The following is a 14,100-nucleotide window of genomic DNA, read 5'->3' on the forward strand; positions in this document are numbered from 1 at the left end:
CGGCGGTCCTCGAGCGTCAGGTCGGGGCGGGTCCGTCGACGTTGATCGTCGGCGCGCCCTCCCCCGCCCGGACGATCACGGCCCGCGAGGTCACCTCGCCGGGGTTGGACTCCCGGTGGACGGCGTACGGCGGGACGTGGAGGAAGTCACCGGGGCCGGCGTCCTCGACGACCGTCCCGCCAGGCCCGGACTGCATGCGGAGCGTGCCGGCGACGACGTAGAGCGTGCTGTCGTGGTCGCCGTGGTGATGCCAGCCGCTGGCCACGCCGGGGGCGGTCTCCACCGTCCCCGTCCACGTGCGGTCGGTCCGGAACGCCAGGCGTCGGGTCATGCCGGGCGTGGGGTCGGCCACGGACAGGTCGTCCTCGTGGACGACGCGGGCGGGTCGTGCAGGGTCCTGGTCGTGCATGCCCCGATCCTCGCACCACTGCCCCACCCGGCGGCGGGTCAGCAGCGCCGGCTGCCGTCCCAGTACAGGTCGCACCCACCCTGGCTCCGGAACCACCCGGACCCGCCACACATCGGCGACGCCGAGCCGCGGCAGACGTAGTCCCCGCTGGAGGTCGAGCACACGATGTCGCCGCGGTCGGGGTTGGTCGTGCACCGGCCCGGATACCAGGCCCCGACGGGCGCGGGCGCTGGACGGGGAGGGGCGGGCGTTTGGGCCACCACGACCTGTCGGACCGGTTCGGGAGCGTCACCGGCCGAGGGGTCGGCATCCATCGAGGACAGGGCAGCCACCGCGTCCTCGGCATCGTCCGCACGATCCAGCGCCTCGTCGAGCTGGGCGTCGAGGTCGGCGATGATCCGGTCGAGGTCGGCGTTCTCGGCCAGCAGCTCGCCGTTGACGGTCCGCAGGTCCTCCACCTGCTGTTGGAGCACGTCGACGGTCCTCGTGTCCCAGCTGGCGGAATCACCGCGGACGATCCGGACCTCCTTGTCGGCGCGCACCGCCGAGCACCCCCCGGTCAGCACCGCCAGCACCAGCGCCAGCACGATCCACGTTCGCATGTCCTCATCCATCCATCCTCGACGACAGGTCGCTGTCGTCACGCCACCACCGTCCACCCCGGGTGCCGTCAGATCGGACGGCACTGGCGGGCAGGTGGCAGGCGGGGGAACGACCGGGGCGGCTTGTCCCTACCGCGTGCGGCACTTCTCCGGCCGACTGGGGTTGCACGGCGGCACGAGTTGGCCGTCCGTCGCGCGTGCACCACGGAGCGTCGGGCACCATGCATCCGCTGATGACCTCGTTGGACCTGCCACCGTCTGCTGCGGAGCGCCGCCATGCGGACCTGCTGCGGTCCGAACGCACCATGCTCTGGGTGCGGACCCTCGCCGCGGTCTTCGGCCTGGTCCAGATCGTGACCTACGCGGCCCTGCCCTACCCGGATGGCTGGGCGGGGGCGGCGCTCGGCCTGGTCGTGGTCATGGCCGTGGTCAACATGGTGGTCCTCGTCCTGCTGATGACGCGGTGGCCGTCCACGTTGCCCCGCGCCCGTGGCCTCGCGCTGACCACGACCACCCTCGACGTCCTCGTCGCCAACGGGCTGGTGCTGGCCTACAGCTTCGACCCCGGTTCGGCGCACTGGGCGATCCTCTTCCTCACCCCGCTGCTCGGCGCCGCCCGGTTCCGCCTGCCCGGTGCGCTCGTCGCGTGGGGCGCCACCACCGTGCTGTACATCGCCCGCCAGTCCTTCGCGGCCGCACGGTTCGACGACATCAGCTTCTCCCCCTCCTCCATCGGGTTCCGCATGGGGCTGGCGCTGCTCGTTGCCCTCGTCGCCGGCCTGCTGGCCCGTGACCTGGCCCGCGAGCGGGAACGCACCGCCCAGGCGTTGACAGAGGTCGCCCGCGTCGACCTGCTGCGGGCCCGCCTGGTCGGATCGTTGGCCCACGACCTCCGCTCGCCGCTGACCGCCATCGCCGGCGCCCTCAAGGCCATCACCCCCGGCCAGCCGCCGGACATGCAGGCCCAGCTGCTCGACCTCGCCCGCCGGCAGGCCGCCCGGCTGTCCCGGGTCGCCGACGGCATGATCGACCTCGCCCGCGTCGAACGGGGCCAGCTGGAGCTGGAGACTCACCCGACCGTGCTGGCCGACGTGGTGACCGCGACCCTCGAGGCGCTCGCCCCGAAGGACGGCGAGGTGGAGGTGACCGTCCCCGGCGACCTGATGGTCGATGCCGACCCCGACCGGCTGGACCAGATCCTCTACAACCTGATCGGCAACGCGATGCGCCACGGCCGGCCGCCGGTGGAGGTCACCGCCGTCGAGGACGGGCAGACGGTCGTCCTGGCCGTCACCGACCACGGCAGGGGGGTGCCGGAGGAACGGCAGGACGAGCTGTTCGACGCGTTCACGACATCGGGGTCCGGCGGGATCGGCCTGGGCCTGTGGCTGGTGCAGGAGCTGGCCCGCGCCCACGGCGGCGAGGCCCGGTACCGCACGACCGAGCACGGTGGCGCCTGCTTCGAGGTCGTCCTCCCTCGCGCCTGACCCGTCACGTCGGTGGGTCCGCCGCCGGCTCGCCGCCGTGCAGCCACTCCAGCAGGTCCGGCGGGAACAGCTCGGCCGCACGTTCCTCGTAGCGCTGGATGAGGCGGGGGTCGTGCCGGCGCCCGTCGCCGATCCGCCCGCCACGGAAGAACTGGCTGGGGTCGAGGATGATGCCAACGGGGTCGGGGACCATCCGGTGGGCGTTGTCGCGCATGGCCTCCAGCGACGTCGCCGCCACGGTGCAGTCGACGTGCTCGAGCGGCAGGTCCAGGGCCGTCGCCAGCCGCTCGACCTCGCGTCGCCGGTCGACCACGAGGTCGGCGTAGCGGACCAGCACCACGTTCGGTTCGTCCCGCCGGTTCCACGCGTCGACCAGGTGGTGGGCAACCCCGTTGAGGGAGTCGAGGTGCTGCCGCGGGTCGGCGTCGTCGACGACCCAGCGGCTCAGCCACGTGCCCAGCTCGACGACCGGCCGGCCAGCCGGGACCGGCTGGCCAGCCAGCTCGGCCATCCGCCGCCGGTCGAGGTTGCGGATGTGGTGGAACAACGACGTCGCCGCGTCCAGCGGATGGCGGGCCACCACCACGTAGGACAGGCCGTCCCGCCAGGGCAGCCCGTCCAGCGGCGTGTGGGTCTTGATGACCCGCCGGTGGTCCTGTGCCTCCAGCCGGCCGAGCACCTCCAGCAACGGCTCGACGAGGTGGTCGATCCACGGCGAGACCACCGGCAGCGGCGCCGGCAGCTCGGGGCCGTGGATCAGGTGGAGCAGGATCGCCTGTGCCCATGTAGTCCCGTGCTTGCTCCGCGTCGAGACGATGATGTCGCCGTCGCGGCGCGACAGCGCACCCCAGCGGCTGGAGTCCTCGTCGCGCGATCGGTATCTCGGTCGGCCCACCACACGCAGTGTGCCGTGCCGCACTTGACGGCCGGGGGCAGGAGCGCAACCGTGACGGGGCCGCCCAGTCCGACACCGTCAGGAGCACACCGAGATGTCCGAGGAGATCAGCGCCGAGATCGACGACTGGCTGGACCAGCTGGGCGACTGACGTGGGGACGTGCTCGGCCGGCTGCGGACGTTGATCCTGCGCGCCGACAGCAACGTGGTCGAGGACATCAAGTGGCGCAAGCCGTCCAACGACATGCGGGGCGTGCCGGCGTGGTCCAGGGACGGGATGATCTGTACCGGTGAGCCCTACAAGGACAAGGTGAAGCTGACGTTCGCCAAGGGGGCGTCGGTGGACGATCCGACGGGGCTGTTCAACGCCAGCCTCGGCGGCGGCACCCGACGGGCCATCGACATCCGCGAGGGCGACACGATCGACGAGGACGCCTTCGTCGAGCTGGTCCGGGCGGCCATCGCCGTCAACGGCTGACGAGGACCCCACCCCCCGGCCGGCGTAGGATCAGCTGCTCGTGAAGCCGTTCCTCCTCCTCGCCCACCGCACCGTCGACCGTGCCGCCGACGACGAATACGCCGCCATGCTGCGCTTCTCGGGCCTGGAGGAGTCCACCCTCCGCCGGGTCCGGATGGAGCAGGGCCCGCTCGGCCCTATCGACCTCGACGACTTCTCCGGCGTGATCCTCGGCGGCGGCCCCTACAACGTCACCGAACCGCAGAAATCGGTCGTCCAGCAGCGGGTCGAGGCCGAGATCAACGCGCTGCTGGACCAGGTCGTCGCCCGCGACCTGCCGTTCCTCGGCGCGTGCTACGGCATCGGCACGCTGGGCACCCACCAGGGTGCGATCGTGGACCGCACCCACTCCGAGCCGGTCGGGCCGATGACCATCACCCTCACCGCCGAGGGCCGGGTCGACCCGCTGATGGCCGGCCTGCCGGAGACGTTCGAGGCCTACCTCGGCCACAAGGAAGCGATCCGGCAGCTGCCCGACCACGCGGTGCGCCTCGCCTTTTCACCCACCTGTCCGGTCCAGGCCTTCCGGATCGGGCGCAACGTCTACGCCACCCAGTTCCACCCCGAGCTGGACCTGCCCGGCATCGAGACGCGCATCGATGTCTACTCCGACGCCGGCTACTTCGAGCCGCACGAGGCCGAGGTGCTGATCGCGAAGGCCCGCCAGCGCACCGTCGAGCACCCGATGCGGATCCTCGCGACGTTCGTCGACCGGTACGCCCGCACCCGCGTCGCCTGAACCGAACCGTCGCGGCAGGAATCCGCGACGACCACGTCGAACCCCCTCCCGGAGGCGACCCGAAGAGCCGACCGCTCGAGCCGACCGCTCGAGCCGACATCGCCTCCACGAGGAGAGCAAGATGTCACGTCGTCGTTCGTTCCTGCCGATCGCCGTCGCCACGCTGGCCATCGCCCTGGTCCTGCCGCTGCTGAGCGTTGCCGCGCCGGCCACCGCCGAGGACCCCGTCGTGCGGGTCGGCTTCGGCGTGCGGGCCATCACCCCGGTCGGTGAGCCGCCGGCGGAATGGGCGCAGTTCTTCACCCCCCACCCCGAGACGGGCGTGTGGGGCGAGCCCTACGTCGACCTCGACGAGGACGGCTGCTACTCCGGCGCCACGAACGAGGATGCCGCACCGCTGCTGGACGGTGACCCGCCGACCGGCGCGGCGCCCGAGCCGTTCGTCGACCAGCCGTGGAACTCCGCCGGCGACGGTGTGCAGGAGCCCGGCCCCTGGTCGGTCCGTGGCGTCGACATCTACGGCGACCCGGACTCGACCGGCAAGTGGGACGGGGTCTGGGGCAACGCCGGGTTCGGGGCGATCTGCGCGCTGGGCGCCAACGACGACACCCTCGCCTCGGCCATGGTCGTCGACGACGGCGAGACGACGGTGGCGATGGTGTCCCTCGACGTCGTCGGGCTGTTCAACATCGAGGTCCAGCGGATGCGTCGCGAGCTGGTCGCCCGCTACCCCGACATGGACATCGACGAGCTGGTCGTCAGCTCCACCCACACCCACGAGGGCGTGGACACGATGGGCTACTGGGGGCAGCTGTTCCTCAACACCGACGGCAAGTTCCCGGCCTACCAGGCGTTCATCCGCTCCCAGATCATCGACTCGGTCCGCGAGGCGTGGGAGGGACGGGTGGCCGCGGAGGTGAAGTGGGCCAGCGGGGCGCAGCCGATGGGCATCCGCGACAGCCGGCCGCCGTTCGTCGTCGACGGCGAGGTGCCCTCGGGGCAGTTCCTCGACGCCGACACCGGCGAGGTCATCGGCACGATCGTCAACTGGTCCAACCACCCCGAGGCGCAGGGCTCCAACAACCCCTACGTGTCCTCGGACTTCCCCCACTGGACCCGCGAGTACCTGACCGACCGGACCGGCGCGCCGGCCATCTTCTTCACCGGTGCCGTCGGTGGGCTGCAGACACCGCTCGGCGTCAACATCACCGGGCCCGACGGAACGGAGTACGGCTCGCGGGTCAGCTGGGAGCGGACGCAGGCCATCGGCGAGCTGGTCGCCATCTCGGCCCTCGAGGCGCTGGAGGACGCGCCGGTCGAGACGTTGCCGACCATCGACGCGCAGCGCCGGGTCTTCACCTTCGACGCCGACAACAACGTGCTGCGGGCCCTCAGCTTCCGCGGGGTCTTCGACCTGCCGACGTTCGTCGGCGCCGAGTCGTGGGGTGCGCCGGAGGACCGCACCGACGGGGTGTACGCGGACTCCTTCGGCCCGCAGAACCAGACGGAGATGGTGCGGGTGACCATCGGCGACGCCGTGTTCCTGACCGTCCCCGGCGAGCTGTCGCCGGAGATCGAGCTGGGCGGCTACGGCCGCGTCGACCAGACGTTCCCGCACTGGAACGGTGGGGAGGGGACCTACGACGCCTGCCCGGAGGCCGACACCGGCCGTCCCCACGAGCCCGTCATCAGCGACACCTACCCCGACGCCGAGCACCTGTTCGTGCTGGGCCTGGGCCAGGACGAGCTGGGCTACATCATCCCCGGCTACGACTTCCACCTGATCAACGCCCCGGGCGACCCGATCGCCGACGCCGGCTTCCCCGGTGTGGGCCCGCGGCTGATCCCGCTCGGCGGGCTGGAGTACGAGTCCTGCGGCGAGGGGCACTACGAGGAGACGGTGTCGGTGTCCTCGACCTTCGCGCCGTGGGTGGCGTGCGTGGCCGTGGAGCTGTCGGGCATCCAGCCGTGGGGCCACGACGACTACCCGGCGTGCAGCCACGCCAACACCCACACCAACCCCTACGGCGTGCGCACCGACGACCTCCCCGGCGGCGGGTCGATGGCCGGGTTCACCGAGGCAGAGGCCCGCGAACGGCTGATCGAGGCGATCGAGGCGTCCCACGGCCACTCCCACCTGCCCGAGGCGCACGTCGTGTCCCCCGACGCGGTCGTGGAGACGGGCCACACCCACGCCGACGGGGTCAGCCACGACCACTGACGGGGCGCGGCCACCCGGTCGACATGGGTAACGATCAGGTGAACTGCCGACGCGCGCCGTCACTCTCCGCTATGGTCTCCCACCATGCTCGGAGGAGCGGCTGAGGGGCCGCGTGCTGGACGGCTCGTGTCGCGACGCCAGGTACTGCGTGCCGGCGGCGTGCTGGCCACCGCCGTGGTGCTCGAGCGCACCGTCGGCCTCCCCCAGCTGCACGCCCAGTCCGGCGACGATGCGCCGACCGCGGTGTACGACGTCATCCGCTCCGACCTGCAGATGCGGTTCACCCTCGAGACCTACGGGCTGGAGCTCGACACGGCCACGCAGACGCTGGTCGCCGCCGCCGGTGCCACTCGCACGCGGATCGCCTTCACCATCGGTGCCCAGCACGTCGACGACGAGATCCCCGTCGACGGCACGTACACCGCCGCCCCCGTCCAGCATCGGGCTGCCGCCCCGTCCCGCCTGGCCTTCGACGTCACCCCGCCGGTTGCCTTCGACCTCGACACGCTGCTGGACTGGCAGGACATGGCGCTGGCGCTCGACGGCCGCGCCGCGAAGGGGCAGGCCACGGCCGACCAGTCCAACACCGGCGCACCGCACGGCGACGTCACCGTCGTGGAGGTCGTGGAGGGGTTGCAGCTCTCACCGATCCCGACCGACGGGTTCGTCGGGGAGGACGACCCACGGGTCCTCCTGTCCGCGGACCCCCAGCGGTTCGGCGCGACCAGCGTCTCGTGGCAGGCGTTGCTCGTCGGCGACAGCACGGTCCGTCCCGGGCCGCCGACGTTGCGGGCCATCTGGGCACCCGGGTACACCACCGGCGCGGTCCCGACCGACCCCGGCGAACCGTTCCTCCGTGCCGTCACCGCCCTGGACCGCCGCCGGATCGTCCAGGCCACCGGCGACTGGTCCGCCGCGGCCCTGGACGCCTACCCGGCCCACGAGCCGATCACCGCCGCCGCGCCGATCGCGCTGTCCCCGGTCGGGGCGACGGCCGCGATGCAGGGCGCGTGGACCGGCGGGGGGGCGCTGACCAGCTGGCTCACCGACACCGCGCTCGGCCGGACGATGCGGGCCACGACCGTCACCGCCGGTCACCTCCTGCCCTTCGGCCACCCCGCCGCCGTCACCCGCGTGGCGGTGCGGACCTTCGTGGTCGACTCGGCTGGCGCCGTCGTCGACGGGCTCAGCATCGTGGAGTCCCTCGTCATCCCGCCCTCCACGGTCACCCCGGACGTCGACCTGCAGCCCGACGGCGGGCGCGGCTGGCCGCTGCCGACCATCACGATCGTCCCGCCCGAGCAGGTCCCGCAGGGTCGCGGCGCCATCCCCGGCCAGCACGCCAACCTCGACACCGAGGTGGCCTTCCTGGTCCAGCCGGCCGACGGCACCGCCAACGCCGGCGCCGCCCCGCGCATGACCTTCGAGGCCACCGACCGGGCCGGCAGCCACGGCATCACCTTCGACGCGCCGGTGGTGTTCGTGTCCGCCGACGTCGGGTTCGAGCCCGACGGCGAGACGATGTACCGGGTCCGGGAGTGGATGAACAGCGGGGCACGGGACACCGCCTTCACCATCGACCTGGGCGGGCAGGTCGTGGCGCTGGCCGACGTGCCCGAGCCCGGCAAGGAGGGGCAGGTCGCCAAGGCCACCGAGTCGCTGCGCCTCACCATCGACCCGCCCGCCGCCGGTACCAGCCCGGAGGACCTCGAGGCTGCCGGGCAGGTCGGGGCGTTCCCCCGCATGCGCGAGGCCACCATCACCGACCAGGTCGTGGAGAGCCTCGGCGGCACCGCCGACCCGCAGGTCGTCGTCCCCCACCCCGACTGGCTGGCCCATGGCTACGCCCCCGACAACGTCGGCGGGTCCTACCTGCAGATGCCCGACCCGCTGACCCTTGGCTACCAGGGCGGCGGCGGGAGCCTCACCAACCCCGGCCTGGTGGTGCAGGAGTACAACCTCGACCTCGGGGTGTCCGCCCCGCTGGACGACCTGGTCGACGGCTGGAACCCGCTGGAGAACCTCGACATCACCTCCACGCTGTTCGGGGCCGTCCCGCTGGCCTGGATCCTCCCGGACTCCATCCCGGTGGACCTCGGCAACCTCGGGGCGCAGGCGGACATCCCCGGGTTCACCATCGAGCTGCTGGGTGGCACCCCGCCGACGAGCGCGGTCTTCACCTTCTGCTGGGAGCCGCCGCTCCGCTCGCTGGAGATCGGCGGATCGCTGACGTTCGTCACCAGCGACGACCTGCCGGCGAACCAGGGCGAGGCCGCCTCCAGCGACTTCGACTACGTGCTGACCGAACCGACGGCAGCGTCGTTCTGCGTCACCCAGACCGTCGCCTTCGACGACGGCGTCGACGGCAGCTCGCGGCTGGAGATCAGCATCGCCAACGTCGCGCTGCAGCTGCCACCGCTGTACCCGCTGGTCCAGCTGTACCTGCGCGAGGTCGCCCTGACCGTCGACGCGGAGGAGGGAGAGCAGCTCGACGTCGACCTCGCCGAGATCGCCTTCACCGGCCCGCTGAACTTCCTCGACATCATCCAGGACTACCTGGGCGGCCTGCTGGGCGACGACCCGTTCAGCCAGGGCGACGCCGACACGATCGTCCTCGCCGCCGGGATCACCATCCCCGGCTTCGCCCTGGGCGTGTTCGCCGTCTCCGACTTCTACGCCGCCACCCGGCTGGAGCTGCCGCGCGGCGACGACGGCCAGACCCTGGTCGAGCTGGACCTCGGTCCGATCAGCGCGACGGTCAACGGCTTCGGGGCGGGCGGGGAGTTCTACCTGCTGTGCGGCCCCCACCCCGACGGGATCGTGGAGCTGCGCGCCGCCCTGTTCGGGGTGGTGGAGATCAGCGTCGACGTGTTCATCGCCAAGGCGTGGGCGCGCGTCATCTTCGGGGCCGAGCTGCACCTGGAGGCCCACAACGAGACCAACCCGCGCACCGGCGAGCTGGACCGGGTGGAGGAGTGGACGATCTCCATCTTCCTGGAGATCTCCGCCGGCCTGTCGCTGCTCGGGATCATCTCGGTGTCGGGCCTGGTCCGGCTGGAGGCCACCTACAACCTGACCTCCCGCATCTTCAGCGGGTCGGTCACCGCCTGCTTCGCCGTGGACTACCTGATCGGCGAGACCTCCAAGTCGGTCACGTTCACCCAGTCCTTCCTGGTCGGGGAGATCCCCATCGGTGGACCCGGCGGCCTGCGGTCCGGCGCGGCGGCGGCCCAGCTGGGCACGGGGTCGGCCACCCGGCAGGGGTCAGGGGCCACGCCCGACCGGGTTGCCTTCGCCGACCGGTTCACCGAGGAGCAGTGGCTGGCCCGCTGCGGGAAGTTCGCCTGATGGTCGACCGCATGATCGTCATCCCGGCTGCCCACGGGTTCGTGGGCGAACCGGACACCCCCGACAGCGACCACGGCCGTGTCTCGGTGGTGTTCCTCCCGCGCCTGGACGGCAGCAGGGGCCAGCACCTGGACGGCTGGCCCGGCTGGAGCGTGTGGCCCAACGAGCTGGCCCAGCTGACCCCCGCCCTGTGGGTCAACGGCATCAACGTGTCGGGGGCCATCACCGACACCGGCCTGCCTGACCCGACCCTGCCGGGCAGCCACCCGCGGTCGCTGGCCGAGGCCCGCCGGTTCTGGCAGGCCGTCATCCCCGACCCCGCCGAGGTCCCCGTCCGGACCTTCACCTTCACCGACCCCTCCGACGGTGGGCAGCTGCAGACCTTCCCCGAGGCCGAGGCGGCCGCAGCCCTGGAGGAGATCAGCCGGCTGCTGCGCGAGGCCCACCCCTCGGAGGCGCCGAGGACCGTCGGCGAGCTGCGGGCGGCCGTCGGCCCGCTGGTGGACGACCTGCCCTTTGACGAGCTGCGTGCCTACATGGCCGACCGGCCTGTGGACCCGACCGCCGACGAGCGGATCGAGTTCCACCAGGGCATCTCCCAGCTGCGCCGACACCCGCTGGCCTGCCGCCGACTGGGCCTGACCATCGAGATGCGGGTCAACCTGGCCGCGATCCGCAACCTGCTGCCCCCCGGCACCACCCGCTGGGAGGTGCAGGTCGGCACCGACTGGGCCAGCCGGCTCGGCGGCCGGGCCGAGGCCAGCCCGGTGGTCCTGGTCGACGCCGAGACCTTCTGGCCGCACGTCCCCAACGACCCCGACATCGTGATCCGGGACGGGCAGATGCTGCTGGGCCGCCCCGAGTTCCGCCTCGGCATCGGCGGGGTCACCACCCAGATGACCGCGTGGGAGGGGCTGGTCGACGCCGAGGACGCCGACCCGCTGCAGCTGCCCGCGGCGCTGGGCAACCCCGGGCTGTCGCTGTACCGGGACGGCGCCGCCCAGGCCCTGAAGGACCGCTGGAAGCGGCAGGAGGAGATCGAGACGGGCCTGGTGTTCGACCCGGGCGGCAACCCCGACCTGCGGCCCGACAGCTCGGTGGTGCTCACCGACGACGACCTGTTCGGGCCCTACCGGATCGACGTCACCACCACCGACCCGGCCGACAAGGTCGATGAGGTCCTCGCCCTGTTCGCCCGCCACGCCCCCGCCGGGTACCACACCGCCAACCCGGCCTACGACGGCGTGGCGGTCCCAGCCGACGAGGGCTGGATCGGTGCGCTCATCACCGTGTCCCCGGGGCAGGCCCCACGGCTCGGGGAGTCCCTGGGCGCCTGGAACGGCTGGTCGCTGGCCGCCCCGCCGCCCAGCACCGTCTTCGACCCGGTGACCGGTGAGGCGGTGGACATCCCCGCCAACACCCCGCCCGACGACGCCTCGATCATCTTCGGCGTGGACTACGAGGTGCCCGACGCCACGCTGCCGCGGCTGCGGTACGGATGGCGCTACCGCTGGCGCATCCGGATGGTCGACATCGCCGGCAACTCCATCGCCCGCATCGACCCGTCCCGCAGCCCGGTCCACTCCAACGAGGTGTTCTACGGCCGGCCGAACCCGGTGCCGGGCCCGACGATCCTGCGCCGCTCCCCGCAGGTCCAGCCGCCCGTGCGCGGCGCCGACACCCTCCACATGGTCCTGCGCAGCGGGGTCACCCAGCCCGACGAGGAGATCCCGGCCCAGGACCGGATGCTGTTCCCGCCGCCGGCCGCGCCAGACGAGTGGATCCTGGTGGAGCAGCCGCCCGACCACCACCTCGCCAGCGGCTACCAGCGCCTCGTCGACGCCGACGCCTCGGCGCTGGCCGACCAGATGGTCCCCGACCCGGTGACCGGCGAGTCCATCGCGGCCGCGGTCGACGGCCGCGACGGCGTCGTCCCCGGCCCCATCGCGCCGGTCGCGGACTACCTGCGCGACCCCGCCGTGGCCGGGGTGTCGCTGGCCAACCTGCCCAACGCCGGCGGCCGGATCCGGATGGACTACGCCGCCCCCGGCGCCGGCCCGCCCCAGGTGCTGGAGCTGATCGCCCGACGGCTGGTCCTCCACGCCGGGGAGAAGGCGCCCGAGGAGCGGACCGGCGCCGACGCCGGCCTGCACATCTGGCTGCCGAAGGCCTGGATGCTGGAGGTCCCGGTCGCCTCCACGGTGCGGCCGGACCTGGCCAACCGGTTCCTGCCCGGCGCCGATGAGCAGGCCCGCCTGGTCGAGGGCACCCAGTGGTCCCACAACGGCGTCACGCGCCTGCAGATCGTCCATGCCATCCCCAACGGCCGGTTCGCGCCGACGATGCCCGACACCGCCAGCTTCGGCCGGCCCCACCTGGAGGCCACCGACGCGACACTGCAGGCCGACGTCGGGGTGGACGTGCCCGCCACCGGCACGTTCACCTTCCGCGGCCGCTGGGAGGACCCGGTCGACGACCTCGCCGTCGACGGCCCCTCGACCGTGGTGCGCCGGGCGGTGCTGGGCACCGCGACGGTCGGCTACAGCCTGACCGCCACCCAGACGGGGCTGCAGGTCACCCACGAGTTCCTCGACACCCGACGCCACGAGGTCGCGGTCCAGGGCCTGGCCACCGCCCGATACACCTCCTACTTCATCGACCCCCACCCGGTCAGCTTCGACGCCAGCGACGAGATCGCCCTGGGTGAACCGGTCGTCGCCACGACCTTCTCCCTGCGCCACGCCGACACCGGGCAGGTCTACGCCGAGGGAACCGACTGGGCCCTCGACCCCGCCGACGGTCGGCTGCGCCGTGTCCCCGACGGGGCGATCGTCCGGGGGGAACCGCTGGTCGCGGAGTACGCGTTCGGGCCCAACACCCTCACCACGCTGGAGGGGGACCAGCCGACCGTCGTCACCGTCGTGCCCAGCAGCTCGGTGCCGCCCACCCCGCAGGTCACCGCCGTGCAGCCCGCGTCGCGGCGTCGGCAGCGCCGCCGCTGGGGCGCCCAGATGCTGCAGTCCGACGGGCGGATCCTGCGGCTGCGGATCGCCCGCCCGTGGTGGGTCACCGGTGCCGAGGAGCGCCTCGCCGTCGTCGTGGACGGGGCGACCCCGCCGCTGACGACCCGCTACTCCCGCGACCCGGTCCAGTCCGGCGTGGGGGCGGGCGCGCCGTCCGTGGCGGACTTCACCGCCGCCGACCGCACCCTCGATCAGCTGGTGGCGACCGTCCCGGGCGGGGAGTCCCGCACCGTCAGCCTCGCCGGGCACACCCCGGTGTACGACGCCGAGCGGGGCGACTGGGTGGTGGACGTGGAGGTCCACGCCCCCGGCTACCGCCCGACCGTCCGGCTGGCGATCGCCCGCTGGCAGCCGGACTCCGTCGCCGGGGCCGAGCTGTCGGCGATCAGCCTGCTGGACCCCGTCCGGCTCGGGGTCACCCGCACCATGGCGGTCCGCCCGGCCATCGGCGCCACCGCCGCCGCCCCGGTCGCGCAGGTCGTCGTCACCGGCGAGGACCACGCCGGCCGCCTGGGCGCCGACGGCGTCACCCTGCGGTTCAACGTGGTGCGTGTCACCGTCCAGGAGGCCGACGCGGCCATCGACGACCCGGACCTGCGGTGGCGCTCGACGACCACGGTGGTCGACCTTGCCCGGACCGCCGGCGCGGACGAGACGACGTGGTTGGGCGACGTGGCGTTGCCACCGGCGCTCGGCCCACTCCGACTGCTGGTGGAGGAGCTCGAACCGGTCGTGCGCACCGACCCGGCCAGCTCGGCCGGGGTCGACGACCTCGAGGTCATCGCCGTGGAGACCATCGCCCTGCCCGAGGGGGTCACCGGTGGCCGCTGACCGTCCTGGGATCCTGCGCGGTCGGCCT

Annotated in this window: 8 protein-coding genes and 1 pseudogene; 6 read left to right on the forward strand and 3 right to left on the reverse strand. The window is 72.9% G+C overall.

Features of this window, described 5'->3' with window-relative positions:
- Nucleotides 1-16: 16 nt before the first annotated feature.
- Together CUC05_RS16175 and CUC05_RS16180 are read right to left on the reverse strand one after the other, a co-directional pair.
- Nucleotides 17-409 carry a cupin domain-containing protein gene (locus CUC05_RS16175; protein ID WP_108667168.1) on the reverse strand — a complete coding sequence of 131 codons (393 nt, stop codon included), beginning with the start codon at nucleotides 407-409 and terminating at the stop codon, nucleotides 17-19.
- A 38-nt stretch (nucleotides 410-447) separates the two neighbouring features.
- Nucleotides 448-1,011 (reverse strand): hypothetical protein, encoded by a 564-nt coding sequence (locus CUC05_RS16180; protein ID WP_157965652.1) that lies wholly within the window; start codon nucleotides 1,009-1,011, stop codon nucleotides 448-450.
- Between the two features lie 233 nt (nucleotides 1,012-1,244).
- Between CUC05_RS16180 and CUC05_RS16185 the strand changes: the two genes are divergently transcribed.
- Nucleotides 1,245-2,498, forward strand: a complete 1,254-nt coding sequence (locus CUC05_RS16185) for a sensor histidine kinase (protein ID WP_157965653.1) — start codon at nucleotides 1,245-1,247, stop codon at nucleotides 2,496-2,498.
- 4 nt (nucleotides 2,499-2,502) lie between these two features.
- Here CUC05_RS16185 and CUC05_RS16190 read toward each other — a convergent pair whose 3' ends face one another.
- A complete protein-coding gene (locus tag CUC05_RS16190) occupies nucleotides 2,503-3,393 on the reverse strand; it encodes a sulfotransferase domain-containing protein (RefSeq protein ID WP_205712375.1) in 891 nt (296 codons plus the stop codon).
- 94 nt (nucleotides 3,394-3,487) lie between these two features.
- On the opposite strand from CUC05_RS16190, the pseudogene CUC05_RS16195 reads away from it, so the two are divergent.
- The 5 genes and pseudogenes from CUC05_RS16195 (at nucleotide 3,488) to CUC05_RS16215 (ending at nucleotide 14,072) form a co-directional block, all read left to right on the forward strand.
- A pseudogene (locus CUC05_RS16195) lies at nucleotides 3,488-3,871 on the forward strand (DUF1801 domain-containing protein).
- Between the two features lie 40 nt (nucleotides 3,872-3,911).
- Nucleotides 3,912-4,649: a glutamine amidotransferase gene (locus CUC05_RS16200; RefSeq protein WP_108667172.1), complete on the forward strand. Its 738-nt coding sequence runs from the start codon at nucleotides 3,912-3,914 to the stop codon at nucleotides 4,647-4,649.
- A 121-nt stretch (nucleotides 4,650-4,770) separates the two neighbouring features.
- Nucleotides 4,771-6,870: a hypothetical protein gene (locus tag CUC05_RS16205; RefSeq protein WP_108667173.1), complete on the forward strand. Its 2,100-nt coding sequence runs from the start codon at nucleotides 4,771-4,773 to the stop codon at nucleotides 6,868-6,870.
- A gap of 126 nt (nucleotides 6,871-6,996) precedes the next feature.
- Nucleotides 6,997-10,218, forward strand: coding sequence for a hypothetical protein (locus CUC05_RS24795; protein ID WP_157965654.1), 3,222 nt, complete (start codon nucleotides 6,997-6,999; stop codon nucleotides 10,216-10,218).
- Nucleotides 10,219-10,229: 11 nt separating this feature from the next.
- Nucleotides 10,230-14,072, forward strand: coding sequence for a hypothetical protein (locus tag CUC05_RS16215; protein ID WP_157965655.1), 3,843 nt, complete (start codon nucleotides 10,230-10,232; stop codon nucleotides 14,070-14,072).
- The last annotated feature ends 28 nt before the right edge of the window (nucleotides 14,073-14,100 follow it).

The sequence above is a fragment of the Euzebya rosea genome (assembly GCF_003073135.1).
Taxonomy (GTDB): domain Bacteria; phylum Actinomycetota; class Nitriliruptoria; order Euzebyales; family Euzebyaceae; genus Euzebya; species Euzebya rosea.

Bases quoted from the DNA above. Each gene is read 5' to 3' on its own strand.
- CUC05_RS16185 (WP_157965653.1), top strand. From the start codon at position 1,245: ATGACCTCGTTGGACCTGCCACCGTCTGCTGCGGAGCGCCGCCATGCG.
- CUC05_RS16175 (WP_108667168.1), bottom strand. From the start codon at position 409: ATGCACGACCAGGACCCTGCACGACCCGCCCGCGTCGTCCACGAGGAC.
- CUC05_RS16215 (WP_157965655.1), top strand. From the start codon at position 10,230: ATGATCGTCATCCCGGCTGCCCACGGGTTCGTGGGCGAACCGGACACC.
- CUC05_RS16180 (WP_157965652.1), bottom strand. From the start codon at position 1,011: ATGCGAACGTGGATCGTGCTGGCGCTGGTGCTGGCGGTGCTGACCGGG.
- CUC05_RS16205 (WP_108667173.1), top strand. From the start codon at position 4,771: ATGTCACGTCGTCGTTCGTTCCTGCCGATCGCCGTCGCCACGCTGGCC.